The sequence below is a fragment of the Caproicibacter fermentans genome, assembly GCF_009746625.1.
Lineage (GTDB): Bacteria > Bacillota > Clostridia > Oscillospirales > Acutalibacteraceae > Caproicibacter > Caproicibacter fermentans.
This window is the reverse complement of record NZ_VWXL01000089.1, coordinates 19,495-43,252: the sequence shown is the minus strand read 5'-3', so window position 1 is coordinate 43,252 and position 23,758 is coordinate 19,495. Positions and strand designations below refer to the sequence as shown.

Sequence of the window (23,758 nt, the reverse complement as noted above, 5' to 3'; positions counted from 1 at the left end):
AAAAACAGAAAATGATTGATTTTTCAGCTTCGCTTTACGGCGGAGCTTAGCATTGCTATTCCTATTTCGACGATTTGTCTCGCAAAGTTTTCAACAAAAGCTTCGTATTTAGATCACTTTTCAACATGAACGGGGGTGTTGCAAAATTTTCATTTTGCAACACCCCCTTTTTTCACGTGTCAAATGCGTCGCACGCTGCTGCGAATGACCAAGCGACCACTTACGATCTTTAAATTCGGAATGTAATTGGAATTGCGTACTTTTCGCAAAAGGCTCTCCACACAAGATCGTGCCATACCTTCCATGTCAACGGCATAGGTTGTGACATCCTGCTGGACAAGCCCGGGAAACATAAAGTCATCGAATCCAACGACCGAGATGTCCTCCGGCACACAGATTCCACGCTTCTTAAGCTGATTGATGACGTTCCCGGCGACCATGTCGCAGTTGCAAACATAAGCTGTCGGCAATTTTTCTGGCAAATGGATGGACATCACGCCATCCTCGCCGCGGTCCGGAACCACCATCTCCTCCGTCACCGGGATGCTATGCTCCATCATGGCACGGCAATAGCCAAAGTAGCGGTCGCTGATGCTGCTGGTTGAGTGAATGGAGCCGATGAAGTGAATCTCCCTGTGTCCCATGGAGATCAGATAGTTTGTCACAGTGTACATCCCGTAGTAACCGTCGGAGATCACGCAGTTCTGGCCGCTCGCCGCGTCGTAAAAGTCGAGGAACATCACCGGGAGTTCGGAATTCTGCAGCATCTTCAGATAGGGCGGCTCAGCCTGCCCAATCAGAATGATGCCATCAATCTTCCCATCCTGCAGCACGCGAGGTTTTGCAACCTGCAATTCATCCTCCCGACGGACCATCTCCAAAATGCCGAAGTATCCGTTTGTGGAGAGGCGGTTTACGACGTGCTCATACATATCCCAATAAAAAGATTTGGTCTTTTCTACAAACCCATAGGGAATCAGGATGCCGATATTACCGGTGTCCTTTGGCCCCTTTTTGGTCGAAGTCCCGTAGTGGTACCCCATTTCATCCGCAAGGAGTTTGATTTTTTCGCGGATTTCGTCACTGACGCCATCCTTGCCCGAAAGGGCTTTGGAAACCGTAACAGTGCTCACGCCCATGCGGGCGGCAATATCAGCCATACGAATTGTTTTGGGCATAACTCATCATCCAATCAAGCAATTTATCAATTAGCTAACAACCTTCTTAATAACCTTAATTAAGTATAAAAAATCGGCTGTTAAAAGTCAATCGTTAAGTTTACCCGTAGGGAAATTATCAAAATTTCTTACTCTCTATCCATTATAATCCGGAAATGCCGGCTGACTCCAGGCAACGCCTGAAAATGCACCGCGTTTTCACCGTTCTCCAGGGAAGAATGCAAAAGTTTCCCAGTCGTGATTTCTTCTAACACCGTGCCACCCTTTAAAACTACGGTGACCTCCTCGGAGCAAAGTGCAAATGACCGAACGATCAGTCGGTTGTTCCCGTACAAGAACAGAGCCACCTTTGCAGGCCCTTCCAATCGAGCGGGCAAATTCTTGCAAAACACAGCACGGACAGCATTCAAAACTCGGGTGGGAAAATGATAAAGTCCCTCCATGTTATCGGGAACCGCCAGAAAGTAGAGATTCCCCCTTCCATAGGAGGTTTTCAGCAGAATGGGAAAGTTGCTGTCGCCGTCCATGCCATTCGCAAGCGACCACATATCGTTGGTCTGAAACTCCAACTGCGGGATCAGGACGGTCTGCGCCCCTTCCGCGGAAAGGCCGAAGGAAAGCCCTCCGTCTGTCGAGAGACAATACCGCCGGACCAAAACCTTTTTCCCTGTGAGGAACACGTTTGCTAGCTCCTGCTGGAACTTGGCACCGGAGGCTTGCAGGAAGCCAGAGGTCACGATTACATCCGCTCCGTCCATCAGACTCTTCTGCACTTTGGCAAGCACGCTGGAATCGGCTGCCGCCCCTGCGGTGAGGAACACCGTTTTCGCCGCTTCGGGATATTCGACCTCCGGTTCGAGCGGAATGCCAAGCATCCCGATGAAATCGGGCAAGTAGTCCTCTCCCCTGCTACCCGCGGAAAAGTAGCAGGCTGCACCTATCGGCTCACCCAGCCCGTCGAGTAGGGCATCCGTCTCCTCAAACACCTGTCCCGCAACGGAGGCACTGAGAGAATACGAAGCTTCCAGCAAGGTTCCGAGGCAGAAAAGAGTCACTTCTTTCGCACCGGCATAAAGCGTCAGATAGCCTTGATCGGCATATTCCGTCAGATTGCCCGTGGATTCGTACGGGTCGAACCACCCGCCGCCATTGCGGCCGGGCACAAGCCGTTCCATGCGACGCAGATGGAAATAACTCAGGTATTTCGGCAGGTGCTGCTGCGTCCACGCAGGCGAACGAGTCTCTGTCCCAGTGTAGACCCCGTCGAAAACCTGCGGCTCCCCCACGAGGTCGTAACCGCAGTCCGCGAAATGATCATACCAGTTCGGGAATTTGATGACCATTTTGACGTTCGGGTTAACCTTCTTTGCCGCCGGAATCAGGACGTTTTTTGAGAAATCCAGCATCAGGGCGGTGCGGAACTCCGACCACGAGCGGTCTCTCTTCGCTTTGATGCAGTCCGGGCATTTGCAGTTGGTGAAATAAAAGTCATCCAGAATGATCTCGTCGAACCAGGACGCAGTTTCCTGCACAACCCGAATCAGCAGTTCTTTCGTCGCCCTGCTGGTGTAGCAAAGTGGATGGAATCCTCCGTCGCCTTTATTCTCAGCGTCAGTCGTTATGCCACCCGCTGTCTCAATGCCGCGCTCCTGAAAAAATGTGATCCATCGCTTCATCTCCCCCATGGGAAGGAGGAACCCGCTCCGATAGGTCTCAAGATAGACCTTGCCGATCGAAACGTGACGGGTCAGCCAGTCGAAGCGCTCCGGAAAATCCCTCTGCTCCGCCACCGCAGCCAGGTCGCCTGCCCGGCAGTATATGGCAGCTTTAAAATGCCGATAATGTTTCATGCCTTCTCCTTTTCTCTCTTAACCAACTCTGCAGTCGGACTAACGAATTTTATTATCCTTTCGAGACAATCACGGAAACCAGATAGAATTCCGCTGCGGGGTGTTCCGGCACCTCAATTAGACGAACCTCCAAGTGGTGTTCCCCATCCAGCAAATTCTTCGCCACCGTTGAAAGGAAAAGGCAGTCGCCCCAGGCTTCCTCAAAATTGGCGTCAAGTCTGACGGCGTGCTCCTCGTCGCCATCCACCACCGCCAGCGCCACAGGCGCGGGATGAGCCACACTCTTCCGATACTGCACCGCGATACCGGTGCCTTCGAAGGAAAAGGTTAGGGAAGCGCCTTGCTGTGCGGAGGTCCACCCGTTTTTAAAAAATTTCGAAACCGCCTTCTGCGGACTCAGGTCTTTGACAAAGCCGCTTCCTTTCGGCTCACTGTTATAACTCTGCAGACGAATCGACTGCTCATAGCGATTTCTCGTAAGAGGCCGCGGCAGGGCCTGCGGCTCCGGCTCCGGCTCCGGCTCCGAAAGATGCTCATAGATTTCCTCTAAGCAGTAAATCACGCTGTCTGCGATCAGCCGGTGTCCGAGATCGTTCGGATGCAGGCCGTCAGGAGAAATCTCCGGGACAGTTGTAAAGCCTTCCCGTACGGCACGATATAGACTTGGCTCCATACTGACGCAGGGAAGGCCGTACGCCCGTCCGACCTTCAGATGGCGCTTTTCCGCGCTCACACCAGTGTCATAGCGAACGTTATGTAAAATTAGAACGGACGTCCCTGAACTCTTCAGAATGGTGCGGAGAAGCCCCTCGTAGGTCTCCTCAAAAAAGTCAGTGGGATCGTCATTCACACTGAATTCGACGATGGAAAAGTCTGGATTCTTCGCGAGAAGGTCCTGTTTGACGCGGGCGACGCCGAACTGAGAGGTCGTCCCGCCGACCCCGGCGTTGACATAGGTCATCCTGGATGCCGGGAACTTCTTCTTCCACCATTCAAACACTAGGTAGGCATAGCAAGTCTCCGAAGAGGAGGAAAGGCTCCCCTGTGTAATTGAGCCGCCGAGGAAGCCAATGGTGATTGGGCATCCCGCCAGCGCCCTTCTCATGCAACCCTGAATTCTGCTTCTATTGCCGCGGTTCACGATGCTTTGTTCTGCAAACATCCGATATTCCGATTGAGTCATACCATTCTCTCCTTATCTCTGCCAGATCCGTTCTCCGAAGGACTCGAGGAAGGTGCAAAGTTCTTCGGCCATTCGCTCTGCCTCGGGGATGCGGATGTGCCCCGGCGTGCCGCGTCCATTATTCGAATACAGGAAATGTACAACCTTCGGGTCGTTCAGGCGCTTTTTGACCCGTTCGATGGATCGATCCCAACCTTCGTCGTGTTCCAGAATCGTTGTCGCCAGAACTATGAGTGCGGAGGGGTAGGTTCTGCGGATGTTCCGAACGAACATCTCGTAATGCATGCGCCACTTTTCCGATCGATCCGAGGACTCGTCCTCTTTCATATAGTCGTCCGGGTGGTTGTCGTTCTGCCCAATTGCCACCAGCACGACCTGTGGGGTATAGCGGGAAAAATCCCAGGGCTTCGAGGGGCCGATATCCGGGTTGTACTCGATTTTGTCCCAGGTTTCCTCAATGCCAAGGGTGTCAGGCAGGCGGAACCAACCCGTTCCGCTCAGCAGCGCAATCCCCCCTTGAGAGATGTTGTGAAGCTCCGCGCCCAGCTTTCGTGATGCGATGGCATCGTAGGAATAATAGGAATTCGAGTATTCCCCATTGTGCTCTGGGTCCGGCTTTCCCACATACTCCACAGCCTCCGAAACCTCTCCCGCTGAGACCGAATCTCCGAAAACCTCCATCTTCCTGCCGGTTCTTTTCTCCGGAGGGAAAACCTTCGCATTTTTTTCCACAACAAAGCCGTAGAGCAGGATCTCGTGACAAGAATCCTGACGCTTGAAAAAAAACAGCTCGTGTTCTCGATTCTCCAGATTCTCCGCCAACGTAAGGCACTGCACACCGGTTCCCTCCGAAATCTGTATTTTCTTCTGCTCTCCGTCGATGACGAAACCGAGATAGTTATTCCAATAAGCGTGCCGGTTGTTCAGAAGCACCTTCAAAGAAGGGCCGGAAAACCGCATTTTCACAGACGAATAGGGATAGACGAAAACGGGCGCTGCAGGATCGTCGAAATCAATTCTTCCTGTATACTGAAAAGCTGGATCATCCGATCGAATCAGGCGTTCCCCCGGTGACAAAAAAGCATTGAACTCCATATGTTTCCCCCAATGGGTTAGCTCTTGACCGCCGTGCACAGAGTGGACGCCTAAGCCGGTCAGTTTAGGTCGGAATCAGCGAGCTCTCTCTGTTACTCTAATCTATAAGCTAAATTAATTAATATTTAAGTAAATTTTGTTTATATTATACTGGGTTTTGATTTCAAAGTCAAACAAAATCAGGGTAATATGCATCATGGAGCGTCAAATGTTAATTTGTGACGTTTTAGAATGATGACCAAATCTAGCGTCTATAAAGAATTGGCCATGATTATCGAGACTTGAATTTGCGGTCAGATAGCCTTTAAGGAAACATAGGAAAGCTCTCCAGACCAGCAAGTTCGGAGAGCTTTCTGAAGAATTACGTTGGCAAAACTCATGGTTTTTGTACCAGGCCAGAAAGCTTACGCTGCTGAATGAGCTGATCGATCACATTGAAGTCCATCAGGCCGAAAAGGTGAACGGCATATACGTCCAAAAGCTGACCATTCATTATAATTGTATCGGCTCCATTTAAATACCGGATGTTTCATCTCTGCCGGAACCGGACGTTTTGATACAAACAAGAAAAGGAGTAGCCGTAAGCTACTCCCAAGCGCAGATGGCAGGATAAACATATAAAAAAGCGAGTGCTCTTACAACATTTTCAAATGCTATAAGAACACTCAGTATGGTGCCGGTGGTCGGATTCGAACCGACACGTCCAAAGGACACGGCATTTTGAGTGCCGCACGTCTGCCAATTCCATCACACCGGCAAATCTATTTTCAAATCTCTTTAAATTCCAGCCCTCAGATAATTAAGGGATGAAAGTAAGGGATGTTGAAAGCAAGATGGTTTATTCACTTTTTAGAAAATCAGGAACCATGCGGGTTCGTAGCGTATCAATCTACTTCCGGAAAGAATAGGGACAACAGATTTTGAGTCTGTCTCGTCTGCCAATTCCAACACGCAGGCTATTCACTTTTCTTCAATGACAACTTTGCATATTATATAATAAATTCATCAAGAAATCAAGGCTGTTATCAGAAAAAACCGGAATATCCGCAATGGATATTCCGGTTCTGTAAAAACAGTCTTAAGCGTTGTAAAGACCGATAATGTGCCTTGGGCAAATATCGACGCATTCGCCGCATCCCACGCATTTCTCGGGATCAACGGTCGCCAGGAAATTCTTTACGTGGATCGCGTCGTATTTGCATGTTTTTTCACAGCGCATGCAGCCAATGCAGCCAACCTTGCAGACTTTATTGACAAGGTTGCCTTTGTCACAGTTGCTGCACAAAACAATGGCCTGCTTTTTAACCGGAGTTAGCGTCAGCAGATTCCGCGGGCATGCTTTCAGGCACAGTCCGCAGGCAACGCAGTTCTTCGGTTCCACCATTGCCACACCGTTGCGTACGCTGAGCGCGTTATAGTTACAGGCGTTTACGCAGTCCCCCAAGCCGATGCAGCCAAAGGTACAGCTGGTCGGCCCACCCGCGACCGCAACGGCCGCAGCACAGCTCGTGATACCTTCGTACTCAACGCGGTCCGTCGTATTGTCATGGCTGCCAAGGCAGCGGACAACCGACATGTGCGGCTCCACAGAAGTCGCCGCAACTCCAAGATAAGCCGCAATGGAATTGGAAACATCACTGCCGCCAACCGTGCAAAGCCCGGGCTGGGCCTCCCCTGTCGCCAGGGCTTTCGCATAGCCGTCGCAGCCGGAATAGCCGCAGGCGCCGCAGTTTGCGCCCGGAAGCATCGCGCGGATGTCCTCCGTCTTCTGATCCTTCGGAACGGCCATCACGATGGACGCAACCGCCAGGATTAAGCCGGACAGAAGACCGATTACAACCAAAATCAAGATTGGAATCAAAATATCGTTCATTTTATATCATCTCCTTAACCCAGCATGCCGTTGACAAGGCCTGAGAACCCGAGAAACGACAGGGATACCAGAGACGCGGCAACCAGAGTAATCGGCAGACCCTTCATAAATTTCGGCACATCGTTCAGTTCCATTCTTTCACGTACGCCGGAGAACATCACCAGAGCAACAAGGAAACCGATACCGGCGCCGAACGCATTGACCAGTGCCTGCAGGTAACCGTATGCGGACGGATCCGCCGTATGTTTGTCGAGCACCAGCATGGTTACGCCAAGCACCGCACAATTCGTCGTAATCAGCGGCAGGTAAACACCCAGCGCATTGTACAAGGACGGAATGTATTTTCTCAGGATGATTTCAATCAACTGGACCAGCACCGCAATCACCAGAATGAAAACGATCGTTTCCAGATAAGCAAGATCCTTCGGAACCAGAATTCCGTAATAAATCGGCCATGTTACCGCGGTTGCAATCACCATAACGACGGTAACTGCAATGCTCATGCCGGTCGCGCTGCTGCGGTTTTTGGAAACGCCCAAAAACGGGCAGATACCAAGGAATTTATCCAGGATGTAATTTTCTGTCAGAATAGCCGTCAGAATGATGGCGAAAAGCGATTTAATCATTTCGTTTCGGCCTCCTTGTCTTTACTGTCGATAAGGGAGCAATTTGACGAGAGCGCGCATCCCGCGCAGCCGGTAAAACCGCCGCAGCCGATCTCTTCCACTTTTTTGCCTTCACCGGAAAGCCTGTTCGCGATCGCGATCAGGATACCGAAGACAAAGAATCCCCCCGGAGGGAGCAGGAAAACGATGATCGGCGGCATGAAGCCGGAGAGGATGGATACGCCGAAGACGGAGCCGCTGCCAAATAACTCGCGGATAATTCCCATCGCAAGAAGGGTTGCGGTAAAACCGATTCCCATGCCGAGTCCGTCGAAAATGGACGGCAGAACTTTATTTTTGCTTGCGAACATTTCCGCACGGCCGAAAATAATGCAGTTAACGACAATCAGCGGAAGATAAATGCCGAGAGCATCGCTCAGCGCAGGCGAAAAAGCCTCCACCAGCATCTGCACAATCGTCACGAAACCCGCGATGACAACAATGTAGCTTGGAATGCGGACCTTATCCGGAATCACATTGCGCAGCAGGGAAATAACCGCATTGGAACAAACCAGAACAAAGGTTGTGGCAAGCCCCATCCCGATTGCGTTGCTTGCGGCGGTTGTAACGGCCAAGGTCGCGCAGCAGCCCAATACAAGCCGCAGAACGGGGTTTTCCTTGATAATACCTTTTGTAAACTCACGTGCCAGACTGTTTTTAGCCATCTCACTCACCACCCTTAACTTTCTGATATTCCTTGATCGCTTCATTGACGGCGGTTGTGACGGCTTTACTCGAAATCGTAGCACCTGTCATGGCGTTGATCTGCCCTTGCCCTTCCTTTGCGCCGTCTCCCTTGACAACTTCAAATCCGTTGTCCGGAGCTTTTTGTTGATACTGTTTACGGAAGGATTCTTTCTTCGCATTCAGTCCGAGACCGGGCGTGTCGTTTGTGCTCAGAAGAATGACGCCCGTCACCTTTCCGTCTTTGTCGATACCGGTCATGACCTGAATCTTTCCGCCGTAGCTGCCGGCTTCGGTGGTAAAGACAAACCCTGCGATATCGCTTCCCTTTTTGCCGACATAGCAGATATCGCTTTTCGTGGACTTGTCAAAAGAGTCGGCCGTGGGCAAAGCAACCATGCGGGACTCTTCCGCCACTTTTGCCTTCTGCGCAACAATGGCGTCCTTTGTCAGCAGATTCGTGCCCGCCAGAAAAGCTGTCATGACAAGGCAGATCAGCACAAGGACCAAAGTCGGTTTCAGAACCTCTTTAGCGCTGAACTTCATCTTTTACAGGCTCCTTTCCGAATGCCACAGGACGCGTTGCGGAGTCAATCAGCGGCACAATAATATTCATCAGAACAATGGAGTAGGAAACACCTTCCGGAAGGCTGCCGAAATTGCGGATCAGCATCGTGATCACGCCGCATCCGATCGCAAATATGACCTGTCCCTTGACCGTGATCGGGGAGGTTGCATAGTCGGTCGCCATGAAAATTGCGCCGAGCATCAGGCCGCCGGAAAGCAGGTCGATCATCACGTTCCGGCCCATCACCGCGGAAAGAACCGCCGCGGTACCGATGTAGCACAGCGGAATCACCGGGGAAATGACCTTGCGGACCACAAGGTAAATTCCGCCGAGGATCAATGCCAGCGCGCAGGTTTCACCGATGCAGCCCGCGGTGTTGCCGACGAACATGCTCATCAGACTGGGCATCTGGTCCAGAGATCCGCCCTCTTTTAAGAGGCCGAGCGGCGAAGCGGTGGTCACCGCATCGCCAAGATAGGAATGAGGCTGAACCCAGGTTGTCATCTGCGTCGGGAAGGAGTTCAGCATGATGATACGGGCCGTCAGCGCCGGGTTGACAAAATTCTGCCCGATGCCGCCGAACATCTGCTTAATTACGACAATCGCGACCATTCCGCCGAAAGCGGCCATGAGGGGATTAATGGAAACGGGCAGGTTAAAAGCGAGAAGAAGGCCGGTTACAACCGCGCTTAAATCGCCAATGGTGTTCTCCCGTTTCATCACTCTGCGGCATATGTATTCGCTGAGTACGCAGGAAGCGATGGTAACGCCGATGATCAGCAGGGTACGGGGCCCGAACACGATGACCGCCGCGATGGCGGCCGGTACAAGCGCCAGAATCACATCCAGCATGATTTTCCGAGTGGTTGCCCCGCTTCTGATGTGAGGCGAGGATGATACGACTAATTTCTCTTCCATTATTTCTTCCCCTCCGCTCTAACCAGTGACTTGCCAAGGCGGATCGCCTGAACCAGAGGACGGCCCGCCGGGCAGTTGAACGAGCAGCAGCCGCACTCCATGCAGTCCATAACGTCCAGTTCTTTCAGCTGCTCCACACGCTTGGCAATCGCGTTCTGTTCCAGAAGCGTCGGCATCAGGTGCATCGGGCAGCCGGAAACACAGCGTCCGCAGCGAATGCAGGCGGAGGGCTCCAGCTTATGTGCTTCCTTTTCATCCAGACAGATGACCGCATTGTTTTGCTTGATGACGGGCAGATTGTCGCTCGCGATGGAAACGCCCATCATCGGGCCGCCCATCAGGATCTTTTTCGGCGTCGCCTTGTAACCGCCGCAGAAATCAATAATCGTTTTAATGTTTGTTCCGATCGGAACAATCACATTTTTCGGGTCGTTGACGGCGGAACCGTCGATCGTCAGACGTTTGCTGACAAGCGGCATCCCCGTTCTCAGAAATTCACCCAAATGAGCGCAGGAGGTGACGTTCATGACAATGCAGCCCGCATCGGCCGGCAGCTTGCCCATGGGAACCCGGCGGCCCGTACAGGACTGGATAAGCACCTTTTCAGCGCCCTGCGGGTAACTGGAGCGCAGCTCGAGAACCTTGATTTCCCGGTCGGACTCTTCCTTGCTGTCGCCAAGGAAGGAGTTGAATTTTGCAATGACATCCGGTTTGTTTCCTTCCACCGCGAGAATCACGCGATGCAGTCCCAGCCAGTGCTTGACGGCGCGGACTCCGGCAAAAATGTCGTCGGTGTCTTCCACGGCGCACCGGTTGTCGGAGGTAATGTAAGGCTCGCACTCCGCGACGTTGATAATCAGCGTGTCCACGTTTTTATCGTCCGGCACCTTCAGCTTGACATGCGCAGGGAAGCCCGCGCCGCCCAGACCAACCAGCCCGGATTCATGCACCGCGCTGAGAAACTCTGCAAGGCTGTTGATGACGGGAGGCTTCACGTCGGGCGAAACCTCCATTTTACCGTCCGAATCAATTACAACCGCATCCATGAACTGACCCCCGGACAGCGTCACCTTTTTTATGGCGCTGACCGTACCGGAAACAGTCGCATGAATCGGCGCGCTGACAAACGCGGAACTGTCGGCGATTTTTTGTCCAATCAAAACGGCATCCCCAACCTTTACCGTTGGAGCGCAGGGCGGACCTACGTGCTGCTGCATGGGCAAGACTACCTGCTCAGGAGGCGGCAGCATGACAGATTCCATCTGTGCGGTATTTTTCCTGTGAGGAACTGCCGCACCGCCATGCGTTTTGAATGGCTTTGTTGGAAAAGTCAATTCCATGTTTAAATCCTCCAATACATACTAAACTACACTAATGAAATAATGAAAAAACATATTCAGTCACGGCAGCTGATTCTTGAGTTTTTCTCCCGAACCGGAGCCGAAGTGAATCTTGAATCAGAAAATCAGCCCGCGAGGACGTACTTGCCGCCCGTAATCTGAAAACCGCTTTTCAGCCCGGCGGTAACATACACCCTGTTGCTGGAATCGATAAACACGCCGTCCGCGTGATACTCGGAAAGAAGCTTTTCTCCCTTTTCACGGCCGAGAACGAAGCAGGCGGTCGAAAGCGCGTCGCTGACGGCGCCGTTATTCGCTTTCACCGTAACGGAAACCAGCCCGTTGTTCTCCGGATATCCCGTTTTCGGATTCAGCAGATGATGATAAGTAACGCCGTTTTGGGTAAAAGTCTTCTCATAGGTTCCGGATGTGGAGATGAATCCGGAGGTCAGGTCGATCTGCCCCATGGAATCGGCGTTTTCATCCTTTGTCGCGGGGTCGCGGATTGCGATATGCCAGGCGGACCCGTCCGGCTTAGTGCCGTATACCCCGATGCTTCCGCCCACAGCGATGATTCCGTAATCGGCGCCGGCGCTGCGGTAAGCGGCAACCGCGTCGTCGCACGCGGCGCCTTTTCCAATTCCGCCCAGGTCAATCGCCATATAGTGCAGCTTCAGCGACGCCTTGGAATTTTTTTGATCCACCCGAAGGTTTTGGTAATCAACATATTTGATATACTTCTGCAGATCCGACTTTGGCGGAACATGTTGGTTTTCTCCGCCGAAATCCCAGAGTGACGATACCGGTAAAATCGTCGGGTCGTACGCTCCGTCCGATTTCTGCGCCACGTCCAGACTTGCTGCAAGGATGGAAGCGGTCTCCGGATCTATGGTGATCCAATCGGTCCCGGCGGCGGCGTTCAGACGTGCAACATCGGAACTGTCAATCCGCCATGAAATCCGGTTTTCCAGCTCTGTTATTTTACTCAGCGCTGATTTTGCCGCAGCTTCGCCGTTTTTTCCATATACGGTCTGCTGAATGTACGTGCCCATCGCAAAGTCGGCACTTTCGTAGGAAGCGGGTTTTCTGGTTTTTACCCAAAAATATCCGGTGACGGAAACTGCCGCGCAAAGCAAAATGGCCAGCGCCAAAATGATTCTTTTTTGATTGAGCATCAGCTTCCCCCTAAAAAAGCAAATCTATGTTAAATTATAACACCTTTTCACCGAAAGTCCAGTAAAACAAGCAAAGTGTGCGAGGTTTATTCATGTTTTTATACATTTATTGTTAATTTAGTTCGAAATTCATCTTATCATATGGAATTTGGGGGATTTTTCTTATAAAATGAAATAAAACGACTGCCAAACTTTTTCTTTTTTATGCTATAATTGACTCGATCAGAACAGGAGGATGAAAATCATGTCGGTTGACAGGGTAAAACAATATTTGTCCCGTTTTTCCATGCAGGACCGCCTGCAGGAGTTCCAGGTTTCCAGTGCCACGGTGGAGCTTGCGGCAAATGCGCTTGGGGTGGAACCGGGGAGAATTGCAAAAACCATTTCTCTATATTGCGAGGCAGGCTGCATCTTAATTGTAACTGCCGGAGACACCAAAATAGATAACGCAAAATTCAAGGCACAGTTCGGTTTCAAAGCGAAAATGCTGAATGCGGAAGATGTGGAACCCCTGACCGGGTACCGGATCGGCGGCGTCTGCCCGTTCGACAACCCGCCGGACGCCCGGGTTTACTGTGATGTTTCTTTAAAGCGCTTTGATTCGGTATACCCGGCGGGAGGCAGCGAAAGTTCCTGCGTGATGCTTTCCTGTGACGAGCTCTTTCATCTGTCCAAAAGCAAGCAATGGGTGGACGTATGTAAAAAACGGGAAGGTGCATAACCGCCATGAGAATGAGAACAAAGCACTGGGCGGCACCGGAGCTGAATGCCTGCCCTTATTTTTACCGAAAGCCGGAGCAGTATCTGGGTCGGTGGCACAGCCTTTTTGCCCGACGGCAGCCGGTTTATCTGGAGCTGGGCTGCGGCAAGGGTCTGTTTCTGGCCGGCGCCGCCCCCCGGAATCCGCAGATCAACTATCTCGGAATCGATTTAAAGGACGCCGTTTTGGGGCCCGCGCGCAGAAACATCGAACAGGCGTTTCGGGAAGCCGGCCGGCCCGTGGATAATGTGATCCTGACGGCGCTGAATATCGAACAGATCCAGAACGCGATGGGGCCGCAGGATCAGGTCAGCAGGATTTATATTCATTTCTGCAATCCCTGGCCGCGCAAGAAGCATAAGAAGCGGCGTCTGACCCACCCGCGGCAGCTGGTCCATTATCGGCAGCTTCTTGTTCCCGGCGGCGAACTGCATTTCAAAACCGATGACGACGAGCTTTACGAAGACACCAAGGAATATCTTGAATCCTGCGGATTTGAAATTCTGACGCAGACGAAAGACCTTTATGCCGATCCGCCGGCGGATAATATCCAAACAGAGCATGAAAAAATGTTTCTGCAGCAGGGAATCCGAATCAAAGCCCTGACCGCCCGAATGTTAAGCGATCCGGACTGCGAACCTCAACCGTCATGAGAGAGGACCGGGCGTTGAATGCCCGGCCCTTTTCGCGCCATTGCGTCCATAGTCTCAGCTGCCGCCAAACTTTTCAGTTGCCTTCACCGCACCTCCGCGGATCAGGGTATCGACCTCTTCATAGCCGGGCAAAAATGCAAAATTATACCGCGCAGGCAGAGCAAACACGTATTTTGAATTACGGGCAAGCTCGCTCGGGCCGATGGGCGCCGCACCGATATGGAACTGATCCTTCTGGATCGCGTTCCACTGATCAAGGGTAAAAATCAAAATCGGAATATCCTGCCGCGGCGTTTCCTTGGTCCACTTCGGATGTCGGACAAATATTTCGGGGCCGGTTTCCGTAATTTTTCCCTCCTGACCCGGAACCAGCGAATACCCCTGCCAATCCTCGGTTCGAACGGTATAACCTTTCCAGCTGGACGGAAGACTCACGGTAAAGCCGTATTGTGTGTTCTCATAAACAACGGCGGCTAAAAGCGTCTGCTGATCCACCGTGACGTCGTCAATCAGCCAGAGCCCTCCGATGTTTCTCACGGAAAGCCGGATTCCCTTTTTGCCCGCCGGCTGGCCTCCGGATTCATCCGCGGAGGTCGCTTCTATGATTTCTCCCGTGACGTCGTAAGCGTCGTCAGCCAGGCGCTGAACGGAGAGAATGGCGATTCTGTCCGGCCACGGGCTTGAGACGGTCCGGCCCGGAGCGGATGAAGGGTCGGTCTGCCATTCCTCCAGCAGCGACGGGGTAACGTAATCCCCGTAATACTTTTGCATGTCCTCGGCAACCTTTTCCTTTGATGCCGTCAGAGAAACATTCTGCAGCTGTTTACCGAACTCCGTGACAAGATTCCTGACGGCTGTCTCCCGGGTTTCGACAGACTGACCGGACGAATTCTGCTGCTGGAACCCGGCTCGGCATCCGGCGGCCGGCAGACACAAAATTAAAATCAGAAACAGGCTGCCAAGCTTTTTCATCCCGATCCCCCCCTTTTTCGGTTCCTGTACAAAATATGCGCGCCTTTTTCCGATCATTCCCTGAGAACACAAAAAGCTCCGGCATGTTTCTTCCCATGCCAAAGCTTTTTGCCGTCAGATGGTGATAATTTTTTGATCCTCTTTCAAAATTTCAGTTAACCGTTCTCCCCAATACTCAACCTCAATTCCCAAATTCAAAAGCTGATCCGTTACATTCAGCTGATCCGCGCAGGCCTTGCAGGCGGAAAACCGGACGCCCGCCTGCCGCGCGATCTTGATTCTTTCCTGTACGGAGGCATTTTCCGCCGCAAGACCGGCCGGCGCGCCCCACAAAATGACCGTTACGCTCTTCCACCAGGAATTCAGCATGCTGTTGGTCGCATACATGAGAACCATTTTCTGCGAAGTAATCGGATCGGCGTTCGTCCAGAGAATATACAACTGATCTTTCAAGATTTCTCCTCATTTCAGTTTTGATTTAACTGCTGCTGACGCTGAGGTTCACCATATAACTTCCGTACACCCAGGAGCTTGGGGCACTGCTGATGCTGAAGGTCACGGGCATTTCCGTATGACCGGTAAAGTTCTCGTTCCCGGACATATTGATTTTTGCAACAACATTATTTCCCGTCAGTTTCGAGATTTCATCCTCCGGCCCGACAACCGTGACATTCAGCGTTTTTGTGTTGACCTCCGCCGACTTGCCGGAGCTCAGGTTTTCCACGTTGAAATTTGTCACGGTAATGCTCCTTGTGGAAAGGCCGCTCAGGTCCAGCGTAACTTTTGCGGTCGGAATATTACTCAGGTTTTTGCATGTGGCGGGCAGGCTGACATCCACGTCAAAAGAATTGGTGCTTGGACTTACCTTTGAAAAATCGATCGGCGCCAGACTGACTTCAGACAGATTTGTCAGCACATCCGCAGGCCCCGCGACTTCGATCGTCTTCGGTTCGATTGCTATTTTTCCGCTGCCAAGCAGCAGGCCGGCCGGCTTGTTGGTGAATACGGCGTCCAGCGGCAGGACCTCCCTCGGCAGAACCGGAATGGTCACCTCGACCTGCTTTGGATTAAGCGTCAGACTGCTGTCCGTGATCTTGTTGTCGTTTGCGTCGTACATCACAAGATCCGCCGTAAAGTTCTTTGTTTCCCTCAGCGTGTCCGTCACCTGATATTCAAAGGCAACCCGGTTCACTTCCTGCACCTGCTTTTCAGGCCCGGAGACCGTAACCGTATCGTTGTTGAGCGTCTCCTGCCCCACAAAATACGCCGGATCCGACTTGTAATCCGTCGGATATTTGATCGCGCTTTGTATGTTGAACGTTTTTTCCTTATAGCGGTCCACAATGACAATGGCCTGTTCCGGTGATACGTACGAAACGCTGAAATCCGTCAGATTCCGTTTTTCCGTTTTCTGCGCGGTCAGAGGGAGCGTATAGGTATTGGGCGAAGTAATGGAGGAAGCCGAAAGGGCGACCACCTTGAGGTCGTCGGCACTGACCTGGTTGACCACCAGGCTATTTCCCTTAATATATACCGTTGCCGTTTTATTCACGGGGCTGAACACCTTGAGGCCGTCCGCCTGCGCGGCGTCGGACAGCGTAACTTCTATCGGCACGCTGGTAATCGCGCGCGGATGATCCTCCGTATCCGCCGATGAAATGAACAGCCACAGGAAGACGGAAATCACAAGGGAGAAAAACAGCACGAATTTATTATTGTAAAACAAATGATTCAGTGAGAGTTTTTTTATCTTCATTGCTTTTTGGTCCTCCGAAAGGAAGAAATCCAGCTCTGCTTTTTCTCATCAGGCTCAGCGGTTTCCGACAGCACCAGATTCTCAAGCTCGCTGTTCAGCGTTTCCCTGGTATAATTCCGCGTAATGGTTCCGTTTGTCACAACGGAAATCTGGCCGGTTTCCTCCGAGACAACAACGATCACCGCATCTGAATTTTCGCTCATTCCGATCGCGGCGCGGTGACGCGTTCCGAGTTCAACGCTGACTTTGTCGCTTTTGGTCAGCGGCAGAATACACCCGGCCGCATATACCATTCCGTCGCGGACAATCATGGCGCCGTCATGCAGCGGAGCTTTGTTGAAAAAGATATTGCAGATAATCTGGGCGGAGGGAATCGCCTCAACGACGGTTCCGGTGTCGATAATATCTCCCAGTTTTGTTTTGATTTCAAATACAATCAGAGCGCCCGTCTTTTGCCTGGACATCTGGACTGCCGCATCAACGACGGCGTTGACGGCCTTCCGGCTTTTCTGGAGCTTTGCTTCCGCATCGCCGGAGACAAAAGCAAAACCAAAATTCCAGGTCTTCCCGGCCCCGATTCCGCTGCGGCCGATTTGCTCCAGGGCCCGTCTGATTTCCGGCTGAAAAATAATCAGCAGCGCAATAAACGCAAACTGGAACAGGTAACTGATGATGCTCTGCATCATATAAAGATTGAGCCAATAGGAAAGGAGCCACACGACCATCAGAACAATGATTCCGCGCACCAGCTGCCCCGCTCTTGTTTCGCGCACAAGTTTGATCGCGTTATAGATGATAAACGTTACAAGGACAATATCCAGCGCGTCGGCAACCCGGAAATTATGGATCAGCTGAAGAAAAACATTCCATAGGCCGATGATAAATTCCATACAATTTACCCTTTCCTGAAAGAACCAAAGCGCCGGAGCGCTCCGCTTCCGTAACTTATTGAAAAACGCCGACGGCTATTTTCCTTCAGCGCAAAACAATCACAGGGCCGGCGCCATATTCTCCGGCCCTGTCTTCATTTTATCATATATGATTTTAGAATCAATCCTTTTCTTCCGCATTTTTAACGGATTGTCGCCAAAACCTGCACCAGACGGTCAATTTCCTGCCTAAAGGTGAAAACGGAGGGGCATACGCGGACCGCGCCCTGCTCCAGAGTACCGAAAAACCGATGGGCGGCGGGGGCGCAGTGAAGTCCCGTTCGGACGGCGATTCCGTGTTCGTTCAGCTTTCTCCCAACGATTTCGCTGGGCAGGTCGCCGACGTTGAACGACAGCACGGGGGCAAAATAACGGGGAGTCGGTTCATCCGTATACAAGCGGATATTTTTCATCCCCGCCAAACGCTCGTATAAAAGGCGGGTCAAAGTCATCTCATGCTGAAAAATGCGGTCGGCTCCGCGTGCTTTGACAAATTCGATCCCCGCCCGCAAACCGGCAATGCCCGGCATATTCTGGGTGCCGCTCTCCATCCGTTCCGGCATGCCGTCAGGCTGTTCCTCCCGGGCGGAATTCGTGCCCGTTCCTCCTTCGATCAGCGTCGACAGCCCGCTACCGTTCGCCGTGATCAAAAGGCCCGTGCCCATCGGGCCGTAAAGCCCCTTGTGGCCGGCGATACAAAGGTAGTCGATCCCGCTGTCCGCCATGTCGACGGGAAGCACGCCGGCGGACTGAGCACAATCCACCGCGATGGGAATTCTGTATTCGTGGCCAAGCGCCGCGATGCGCTCCACCGGAAGCCGTATTCCCCATACGTTCGAAGCGTGCGTACAGACAATCAGCCGGGTATTGGACCGGATTGCCCGGCGAAAAGAGTCCACCGTCGCGTCGTTATCCCCCGGGTAGACCTGCGCCGCGGACACCTCCACCCCGGTTTCTGACAGGGCGTGAAGCGGTCGGGATACCGCGTTGTGTTCCAGGCAGGAGGTAACCGCGTGGTCGCCGGGTTTCAAAAGCCCCTTCAGAACATAATTTAACGCGTGCGTACAGTTCAGCGTAAAGGCAACGCATTCCGGACCGGGGGCGCGAAAAAAATCCGCCGCCGCCGTACGGCAGCGGTAAATTTCTTCGGCGGCGGCAATCGACATATCGTGCCCCGCCCTGCCCGGATTCGCGCCATATTTCCGAAGAGCAAGCGCCGTCGCGCTGCGGACTGAATTCGGCTTTGGATAGGTCGTGGCCGCGTTATCCAGATAGATCAAGATGCGTCCCCTCTTTCCGCGCGTCCGCCGACCCTGATCCCGTAGCGGATCAGAATATCCTCCGCCTCATCGGTGCGCTCCGGAACGTATATGCTGTACCCGCAGCCGCCGTTCGGTCCGCTGCGGGGCGTTCTTTCCACATAGGAACGAATCCCCATCCACGCCAGGATGTTGCGGCTTTTGATGGCATTTGTGATGGAACCAACTATGATTAACGGCTTGCCCACAACAATCACCCCTCTGTTATTTACTAACAGAATATGCTGTGGAAAGCCGTTTGATTATTTGACTTTATCTCATTTCATTCGGAACAGCGGAATCAATCAGGCATACGGCCTGCGCCGCGATTCCCTTTCCCGCCCCGGTAAACCCGAGGCGTTCTTCCGTGGTGGCCTTGACGCTGACGCGGTCAACCGAAATTTCACAGGCGGCGGCGATCCGTTCTCTCATCCGCGGAACGAAGGGGCTCAGTCTGGGCGCCTGCGCAATCACGGTGGAATCGAGATTCACAATGTGATATCTTTTTTCTTTCAGTAATCCGCAGACCTTTTGAAGCAGCAGGATGCTGTCCGCGTTTTGAAACGCGGGGTCGCTGTCCGGAAAAAGCGCGCCGATATCCCCGAGCGCCGCCGCGCCGAGCAGCGCGTCCATTACGGCGTGGATCAGAACGTCCGCGTCGGAATGGCCGAAAAGCCCCTTTTCACAGGGGATTTCCACACCGCCCAGGATCAGTCGGCGCCCCTGAACCATCCTATGGACGTCATACCCCTGACCGATTCTCAAATTCCCGCCTCCCTTTTTTTCAGGATTGCTTCCGCAACCGCAAGGTCCTCTTCGGTCGTCAGCTTGATATTTTCGTAGCTGCCCCTGCAAAGATGGACCCTGATCCCGATTTGCTCCACCAGCTGACAGTCATCGGTATAGTCTTTCCCGTCCGCCTGAGCTTTTGCAAGCGCCTGCCGATAAAGATCCAGATGAAACACCTGCGGCGTCTGAACCGCCCAAAGGCACTCTCTTGCGGGCGTGGAAAGAACGCATTGCGACAAATCAATTTTTTTTACGGTGTCTTTCAGCGGCGTACCCAGTGCGGAAGCGCCGCACCGGAATGCGTCACCGACGCATGCGTTAATTTCATCCGGCGTTATCAGCGGCCTGGCGCCGTCGTGTACGGCAACACAACCTACGGCCGCAGGAACCGCCCGAACACCGATGGAAACGGATTCCTGCCGTGTGCCGCCGCCCCGCAGAACCGCGGTCACCTTTTGAACCCGATACCGCTCGATGCAGCCTTTCATCTGTTCAAGGTCCTCTCCGCGGCAAACGACAATGACCCGTCCCACTTCAGAAGCGCGGTCAAACGCCCATAGGGTTCTGACGATGGCGGGCACGCCCAGAAGCGGAAGAAACTGTTTGGAACTATCGCCGCCCATTCGGGTGGACCGGCCGGCGGCCGCGATAATCGCGCAGCATTTTTCCGCTGAATGATCAGCCATATTGAATTCCCCCAAATCCATTTTATTATAAGCATTTTTTCTTCCTCCCGCAAGCGGGATACCAAAACGCCGGCAGTTGAAAAATCAGCTGAAACAGGATATGATATAAAAAAAGAAATGGTGGAGTTACTATGGGCGAATGTAATGCGAAACATGTGTCGGACTCGGTAACGGAGCAGATTCAGCCCGTTTTTTATTCTCATTTAAACTCGCAGAAACGCCTGTTCGGCGGCGAACTCGTCTCCTGGATCGACATTGTAGCGGGCGCCGTCGCGCGCAGGCATTCCGCGCGAAACGTAACGACGGCGGAAATCGACAGCCTGCAGTTTAAATCCCCGGTCTATGCGAACAACGTCGTCGTCCTTCACGGAAAGATGACCTATGTCGGCAGGACCTCCATGGAAGTCCGCGTGGACAGTTACGTTGAAGAGCTTTCCGGCGAGCGCAAGCTGGTCAACACCGCATATCTGGTGCTGGTGGCGCTGGATGAAAACGGAAGACCGACTCCCGTGCCCGGGCTGATCTGCGACACGCCGGAAGAGGAAGCCGAGTGGGAAGCGGGGAAAAAACGCCGCGATCTGAGAAAGCAGCGCAGGCTGGAATCTTACTGATATAAAAAAATGCAGCGGATATTCCGCTGCATTTTTTTAGTATCTTCTCTGGTCTCTTTTCTTGGAAAAGCAGTCGCTGCAGTAAACCGGACGGTCTTCGCGCGGCTGAAACGGAACTTTGCATTCCTTGCCGCAGGAGGCACAAACGGCGGTATACATGGTCCTTTCAGGTTTTTGTCTGTTCTTGTAGGCGTCGCGGCAGGCTTTACATCTCTGCGGCTCGTTCATCAGGCCCTTGGATGCGTAGAATTCCTGTTCTCCGGCAGTGAATACGAATTCGTTGCCGCAGTCTTTGCAGATAAGAGTTTTGTCCTGGTACATGTTGTTACCTCGCTTTAATAAATTGCCCTGAGACGGATTCGAACCGCCGCCTTTGATAATCAACGCTCTGCTTAAGCTACCCGGGCATATCGTTCAGCCGTTAAAACGGCTTTTCAGCTTGATTCTGGCGCGCTGCAGAGCATTATCGGCCGCCTTAGCCGTTATGGCCAGTTTTGCCGCTATTTCGGCATAGCTGTAGCCGCTCAAATAGAGGCGCAGCACACGGAGTTCCCGTTCCGACAGGACGGACCTGATTTTTTCCCACAACTGGCCCACGCCTTCGCTGCTGGCAAGCAGAGTCTCAGGGTCCCAACCGCCGACCGGCAGTTCCAGACCGGAATGTTCGCCGTCGCTGAGCGACACAAAATTGCTCAGCGGTTCATTTTTTCTGCTCAGCGCAGAGCGGTAAGCCATAATCATGCGATTTGCTATGCAAGTGCCTGCGTAGGTCTTAAACGCGGCTCCGTTGGCGGAATTGTAGGTGCGCGCCGCGTTGTAAAGGCCAACCAGGCCCTCCTGGCACAGGTCGTCCGTTTCCAGCTGTGCGGAATGAAACGGCGCGGATTTATAGCGGATGAGAGACATATACCGCGCCGTCAGTTCGGCAAAGGCGTCTGAATCGCCATCCTTAACAAGAACGGCCAACTGGCCGTCTGAAAAATCGGTTAGCGGCGTACGGTTCGGAACTGCCAAGGCAAAACACCTCATGATACATCACTTTCATATGCTCTCATCATACCTTACGCCGGTCAAGAAGTCAATGTAATTCTTCGAAACGTCTGTTCCGGATCAGAATTCTATTGCGGATTTTTACCGAAATGGGTATAATGAATTTGTTATTGTCAAAAAAGGGGGCTGCAGAGTGGTTTCGCATTTATACAGCATGGGACTGTACGGCATGGATTCATTCCCTGTGGAGGTGGAGGCGGACCTGTCTTCGGGTCTGCCCTCCTTTGAAGTGGTTGGACTTCCGGATGCGGCGGTCAAGGAATCCCGCGACCGGGTCAGGTCCGCGATGAAAAACTGCGGATTCGATTTTCCCGTCAGTAAAATAACGGTAAATCTTGCCCCGGCCGATAAGCGTAAGGAAGGCCCGATTTATGACCTGCCGCTGTTTATTGCCCTGATGAAAGCCAGCAGCCAGCTTGCCGCGGACCTTGAGGGAAGCGTTTTTATCGGGGAACTGTCCCTGACCGGGGAGCTCAGGCCCGTACGCGGTATTCTTCCCATGACGATACGCGCGCGGCAGGAGGGTTTCAGGCGCTTTTTCGTACCGAAGCAAAACGCCGCCGAAGGGGCGGTAATCCAGGGAATCGAGGTTTATCCCGTCACGGATCTTCCCCAACTGCTCAAACACCTGAACGGCGGCGGGCAGATCGCGCCCGCGCAGCCCTCTCCCGCCGAGTGCGGCAATCCGCAGAACTGCCCGGATTTCGCGGACGTCCGCGGCCAGGAAGAAGCAAAACGGGCCCTGGAAATTGCCGCCGCGGGCGGGCACAACGCCCTGCTGATCGGTCCGCCCGGTTCCGGAAAAAGCATGCTGGCCCGCAGGATTCCTTCCATCCTTCCAGAAATGACCTTCGAGGAAACAATCGAGACAACCAAGATTCATTCCATCGCGGGGACTCTCCCACCCGGTGTTTCGCTGGTTCAGGTCAGGCCGTTTCGCTCTCCGCACCACACGGTGTCCCCCGCGGGCCTTTCCGGCGGCGGAAGCATCCCAAAGCCCGGTGAAATTTCACTGGCGCACAACGGCGTGCTCTTTCTTGACGAACTGCCTGAATTCTCACGAAGCTCCATGGAGGTTCTTCGCCAGCCGATCGAAAACGGAACCGTAACGATTTCACGGGTCGGCGGCACGGTCAGCTATCCCTGCTCCGTCATGTTTGTCGCGGCAATGAATCCATGCCCCTGCGGCTATTTCGGTCACCCGACGCGCCGGTGCACCTGTTCGCCGCAGGCCGTTTCCCGCTATCTTTCACGGGTTTCCGGTCCTCTGCTTGACCGCCTTGATCTGCACATTGAAGTTCCCCCCGTCGAATTTGAACAGCTGGACTCCCGCGTCACGGAGGAAAGCTCCGAATCAATCCGGACCCGGGTAAACGCCGCCCGCCGAATCCAGAACGACCGCTTTCGCGGCACCGGCATCACCTGCAACGCAAGAATCAGGCCGGACCGGCTGCACGAATTCTGCCGTCTGAGCGATCCCGGCCGCAATCTTTTGAAAAAAGCTTTCGACCGCCTCGGGCTTTCGGCCAGGGCTTACGACAGGATTTTAAAGGTCTGCCGAACGATCGCGGACCTGGACGGCAGTGACGCCATCGAATCCGCCCATGTGGCGGAAGCGGTGCAATACCGCAGCCTTGATCGAAAATATTGGCTAAAGGAACTTTAATCAGGGAAAGTCACTCCCGGCACAGCCGGAAGGTTTCGTACCGCAAGGAAGGGAACATT

General features: G+C 53.0%; 26 protein-coding genes and 1 tRNA gene. 5 read left to right on the top strand and 22 right to left on the bottom strand.

Annotated features, from left to right (window positions below):
* Window positions 1-179: 179 nt before the first annotated feature.
* The 4 genes from CAFE_RS15775 to CAFE_RS15760 form a co-directional block, all read right to left on the bottom strand.
* Window positions 180-1,178 carry a LacI family DNA-binding transcriptional regulator gene (locus tag CAFE_RS15775; protein ID WP_156991159.1) on the bottom strand — a complete coding sequence of 333 codons (999 nt, stop codon included), beginning with the start codon at window positions 1,176-1,178 and terminating at the stop codon, window positions 180-182.
* A gap of 128 nt (window positions 1,179-1,306) precedes the next feature.
* The gene (locus CAFE_RS15770) at window positions 1,307-3,028 is read right to left on the bottom strand and encodes a permease (protein ID WP_156991158.1); all 1,722 of its coding nucleotides are present in this window, start codon (window positions 3,026-3,028) and stop codon (window positions 1,307-1,309) included.
* 52 nt (window positions 3,029-3,080) lie between these two features.
* Window positions 3,081-4,211, bottom strand: coding sequence for an SGNH/GDSL hydrolase family protein (locus CAFE_RS15765; protein WP_156991157.1), 1,131 nt, complete (start codon window positions 4,209-4,211; stop codon window positions 3,081-3,083).
* A 12-nt stretch (window positions 4,212-4,223) separates the two neighbouring features.
* The gene (locus CAFE_RS15760; RefSeq protein ID WP_156991156.1) at window positions 4,224-5,306 is read right to left on the bottom strand and encodes an SGNH/GDSL hydrolase family protein; all 1,083 of its coding nucleotides are present in this window, start codon (window positions 5,304-5,306) and stop codon (window positions 4,224-4,226) included.
* Window positions 5,307-5,691: 385 nt separating this feature from the next.
* Between CAFE_RS15760 and CAFE_RS20370 the strand changes: the two genes are divergently transcribed.
* Complete coding sequence (locus tag CAFE_RS20370) at window positions 5,692-5,823, top strand: DUF4368 domain-containing protein (RefSeq protein WP_156991155.1); 132 nt, start codon at window positions 5,692-5,694, stop codon at window positions 5,821-5,823.
* A 154-nt stretch (window positions 5,824-5,977) separates the two neighbouring features.
* On the opposite strand, the gene CAFE_RS15750 is transcribed toward CAFE_RS20370, so the two are convergent.
* The 8 genes from CAFE_RS15750 to CAFE_RS15715 form a co-directional block, all read right to left on the bottom strand.
* Window positions 5,978-6,063 (bottom strand) — tRNA-Leu (locus tag CAFE_RS15750).
* A gap of 321 nt (window positions 6,064-6,384) precedes the next feature.
* Window positions 6,385-7,179 (bottom strand): RnfABCDGE type electron transport complex subunit B, encoded by a 795-nt coding sequence (locus CAFE_RS15745; RefSeq protein ID WP_066643088.1) that lies wholly within the window; start codon window positions 7,177-7,179, stop codon window positions 6,385-6,387.
* Window positions 7,180-7,193: 14 nt separating this feature from the next.
* On the bottom strand, window positions 7,194-7,805 hold the full coding sequence (locus CAFE_RS15740; RefSeq protein WP_066643091.1) for an electron transport complex protein RnfA: 612 nt from the start codon (window positions 7,803-7,805) through the stop codon (window positions 7,194-7,196).
* Window positions 7,802-8,509 carry an electron transport complex subunit RsxE gene (rsxE, locus tag CAFE_RS15735; protein WP_066643093.1) on the bottom strand — a complete coding sequence of 236 codons (708 nt, stop codon included), beginning with the start codon at window positions 8,507-8,509 and terminating at the stop codon, window positions 7,802-7,804. The genes CAFE_RS15740 and rsxE overlap by 4 nt, the downstream gene beginning before the upstream one ends.
* A gap of 1 nt (window position 8,510) precedes the next feature.
* Window positions 8,511-9,074: an FMN-binding protein gene (locus CAFE_RS15730; RefSeq protein ID WP_156991154.1), complete on the bottom strand. Its 564-nt coding sequence runs from the start codon at window positions 9,072-9,074 to the stop codon at window positions 8,511-8,513.
* Window positions 9,058-10,017 (bottom strand): RnfABCDGE type electron transport complex subunit D, encoded by a 960-nt coding sequence (locus CAFE_RS15725; protein ID WP_461950005.1) that lies wholly within the window; start codon window positions 10,015-10,017, stop codon window positions 9,058-9,060. Before CAFE_RS15725 ends, CAFE_RS15730 begins: the two co-directional genes overlap by 17 nt.
* Window positions 10,014-11,354: an electron transport complex subunit RsxC gene (gene rsxC, locus CAFE_RS15720; RefSeq protein ID WP_066643102.1), complete on the bottom strand. Its 1,341-nt coding sequence runs from the start codon at window positions 11,352-11,354 to the stop codon at window positions 10,014-10,016. Before rsxC ends, CAFE_RS15725 begins: the two co-directional genes overlap by 4 nt.
* 125 nt (window positions 11,355-11,479) lie before the next feature.
* A complete protein-coding gene (locus CAFE_RS15715) occupies window positions 11,480-12,529 on the bottom strand; it encodes an FAD:protein FMN transferase (protein ID WP_156991153.1) in 1,050 nt (349 codons plus the stop codon).
* A gap of 244 nt (window positions 12,530-12,773) precedes the next feature.
* Here CAFE_RS15715 and CAFE_RS15710 point away from each other — a divergent pair, with 244 nt between their 5' ends.
* Entirely contained in the window at window positions 12,774-13,250 is a 477-nt protein-coding gene (locus CAFE_RS15710; RefSeq protein ID WP_207708893.1) for a YbaK/EbsC family protein, read from the top strand.
* Window positions 13,251-13,255: 5 nt separating this feature from the next.
* Window positions 13,256-13,942, top strand: a complete 687-nt coding sequence (gene trmB, locus CAFE_RS15705) for a tRNA (guanosine(46)-N7)-methyltransferase TrmB (protein ID WP_066643260.1) — start codon at window positions 13,256-13,258, stop codon at window positions 13,940-13,942.
* 54 nt (window positions 13,943-13,996) lie between these two features.
* Here the strand turns inward: trmB and CAFE_RS15700 are convergent, their stop codons facing one another.
* The 8 genes from CAFE_RS15700 to ispD form a co-directional block, all read right to left on the bottom strand.
* Window positions 13,997-14,914, bottom strand: coding sequence for a hypothetical protein (locus tag CAFE_RS15700; RefSeq protein ID WP_156991151.1), 918 nt, complete (start codon window positions 14,912-14,914; stop codon window positions 13,997-13,999).
* A gap of 114 nt (window positions 14,915-15,028) precedes the next feature.
* The gene (locus tag CAFE_RS15695) at window positions 15,029-15,367 is read right to left on the bottom strand and encodes a DsrE family protein (protein ID WP_083209932.1); all 339 of its coding nucleotides are present in this window, start codon (window positions 15,365-15,367) and stop codon (window positions 15,029-15,031) included.
* A 25-nt stretch (window positions 15,368-15,392) separates the two neighbouring features.
* On the bottom strand, window positions 15,393-16,670 hold the full coding sequence (locus CAFE_RS15690; RefSeq protein WP_066643108.1) for a CdaR family protein: 1,278 nt from the start codon (window positions 16,668-16,670) through the stop codon (window positions 15,393-15,395).
* Window positions 16,667-17,560, bottom strand: coding sequence for a diadenylate cyclase CdaA (gene cdaA, locus CAFE_RS15685; RefSeq protein WP_066643110.1), 894 nt, complete (start codon window positions 17,558-17,560; stop codon window positions 16,667-16,669). Before cdaA ends, CAFE_RS15690 begins: the two co-directional genes overlap by 4 nt.
* Before the next feature lie 182 nt (window positions 17,561-17,742).
* Entirely contained in the window at window positions 17,743-18,879 is a 1,137-nt protein-coding gene (locus tag CAFE_RS15680; protein WP_066643112.1) for an aminotransferase class V-fold PLP-dependent enzyme, read from the bottom strand.
* Complete coding sequence (locus tag CAFE_RS15675; RefSeq protein WP_228725023.1) at window positions 18,876-19,106, bottom strand: putative Se/S carrier-like protein; 231 nt, start codon at window positions 19,104-19,106, stop codon at window positions 18,876-18,878. Before CAFE_RS15675 ends, CAFE_RS15680 begins: the two co-directional genes overlap by 4 nt.
* Window positions 19,107-19,170: 64 nt before the next feature.
* Complete coding sequence (gene ispF, locus CAFE_RS15670) at window positions 19,171-19,662, bottom strand: 2-C-methyl-D-erythritol 2,4-cyclodiphosphate synthase (RefSeq protein WP_156991149.1); 492 nt, start codon at window positions 19,660-19,662, stop codon at window positions 19,171-19,173.
* Window positions 19,659-20,372, bottom strand: a complete 714-nt coding sequence (gene ispD, locus CAFE_RS15665; protein WP_066643268.1) for a 2-C-methyl-D-erythritol 4-phosphate cytidylyltransferase — start codon at window positions 20,370-20,372, stop codon at window positions 19,659-19,661. Before ispD ends, ispF begins: the two co-directional genes overlap by 4 nt.
* A 131-nt stretch (window positions 20,373-20,503) precedes the next feature.
* Here ispD and CAFE_RS15660 point away from each other — a divergent pair, with 131 nt between their 5' ends.
* A complete protein-coding gene (locus CAFE_RS15660) occupies window positions 20,504-20,983 on the top strand; it encodes an acyl-CoA thioesterase (protein ID WP_156991148.1) in 480 nt (159 codons plus the stop codon).
* A 36-nt stretch (window positions 20,984-21,019) separates the two neighbouring features.
* Here the strand turns inward: CAFE_RS15660 and CAFE_RS15655 are convergent, their stop codons facing one another.
* Together CAFE_RS15655 and CAFE_RS15650 are read right to left on the bottom strand one after the other, a co-directional pair.
* On the bottom strand, window positions 21,020-21,304 hold the full coding sequence (locus tag CAFE_RS15655) for a zinc-ribbon domain containing protein (protein WP_066643116.1): 285 nt from the start codon (window positions 21,302-21,304) through the stop codon (window positions 21,020-21,022).
* A gap of 93 nt (window positions 21,305-21,397) precedes the next feature.
* The gene (locus CAFE_RS15650) at window positions 21,398-21,997 is read right to left on the bottom strand and encodes a sigma-70 family RNA polymerase sigma factor (protein ID WP_228725022.1); all 600 of its coding nucleotides are present in this window, start codon (window positions 21,995-21,997) and stop codon (window positions 21,398-21,400) included.
* A 169-nt stretch (window positions 21,998-22,166) separates the two neighbouring features.
* Here CAFE_RS15650 and CAFE_RS15645 point away from each other — a divergent pair, with 169 nt between their 5' ends.
* Window positions 22,167-23,699: a YifB family Mg chelatase-like AAA ATPase gene (locus CAFE_RS15645; RefSeq protein ID WP_330594055.1), complete on the top strand. Its 1,533-nt coding sequence runs from the start codon at window positions 22,167-22,169 to the stop codon at window positions 23,697-23,699.
* The last annotated feature ends 59 nt before the right edge of the window (window positions 23,700-23,758 follow it).

Bases quoted from the DNA above. Each gene is read 5' to 3' on its own strand.
- CAFE_RS15775 (WP_156991159.1), bottom strand. From the start codon at position 1,178: ATGCCCAAAACAATTCGTATGGCTGATATTGCCGCCCGCATGGGCGTG.
- CAFE_RS15770 (WP_156991158.1), bottom strand. From the start codon at position 3,028: ATGAAACATTATCGGCATTTTAAAGCTGCCATATACTGCCGGGCAGGC.
- CAFE_RS15765 (WP_156991157.1), bottom strand. From the start codon at position 4,211: ATGACTCAATCGGAATATCGGATGTTTGCAGAACAAAGCATCGTGAAC.
- CAFE_RS15760 (WP_156991156.1), bottom strand. From the start codon at position 5,306: ATGGAGTTCAATGCTTTTTTGTCACCGGGGGAACGCCTGATTCGATCG.
- CAFE_RS15745 (WP_066643088.1), bottom strand. From the start codon at position 7,179: ATGAACGATATTTTGATTCCAATCTTGATTTTGGTTGTAATCGGTCTT.
- CAFE_RS15740 (WP_066643091.1), bottom strand. From the start codon at position 7,805: ATGATTAAATCGCTTTTCGCCATCATTCTGACGGCTATTCTGACAGAA.
- rsxE (WP_066643093.1), bottom strand. From the start codon at position 8,509: ATGGCTAAAAACAGTCTGGCACGTGAGTTTACAAAAGGTATTATCAAG.
- CAFE_RS15730 (WP_156991154.1), bottom strand. From the start codon at position 9,074: ATGAAGTTCAGCGCTAAAGAGGTTCTGAAACCGACTTTGGTCCTTGTG.
- rsxC (WP_066643102.1), bottom strand. From the start codon at position 11,354: ATGGAATTGACTTTTCCAACAAAGCCATTCAAAACGCATGGCGGTGCG.
- CAFE_RS15715 (WP_156991153.1), bottom strand. From the start codon at position 12,529: ATGCTCAATCAAAAAAGAATCATTTTGGCGCTGGCCATTTTGCTTTGC.
- CAFE_RS15710 (WP_207708893.1), top strand. From the start codon at position 12,774: ATGTCGGTTGACAGGGTAAAACAATATTTGTCCCGTTTTTCCATGCAG.
- trmB (WP_066643260.1), top strand. From the start codon at position 13,256: ATGAGAATGAGAACAAAGCACTGGGCGGCACCGGAGCTGAATGCCTGC.
- CAFE_RS15700 (WP_156991151.1), bottom strand. From the start codon at position 14,914: ATGAAAAAGCTTGGCAGCCTGTTTCTGATTTTAATTTTGTGTCTGCCG.
- CAFE_RS15690 (WP_066643108.1), bottom strand. From the start codon at position 16,670: ATGAAGATAAAAAAACTCTCACTGAATCATTTGTTTTACAATAATAAA.
- cdaA (WP_066643110.1), bottom strand. From the start codon at position 17,560: ATGGAATTTATCATCGGCCTATGGAATGTTTTTCTTCAGCTGATCCAT.
- ispD (WP_066643268.1), bottom strand. From the start codon at position 20,372: ATGGCTGATCATTCAGCGGAAAAATGCTGCGCGATTATCGCGGCCGCC.
- CAFE_RS15660 (WP_156991148.1), top strand. From the start codon at position 20,504: ATGGGCGAATGTAATGCGAAACATGTGTCGGACTCGGTAACGGAGCAG.
- CAFE_RS15655 (WP_066643116.1), bottom strand. From the start codon at position 21,304: ATGTACCAGGACAAAACTCTTATCTGCAAAGACTGCGGCAACGAATTC.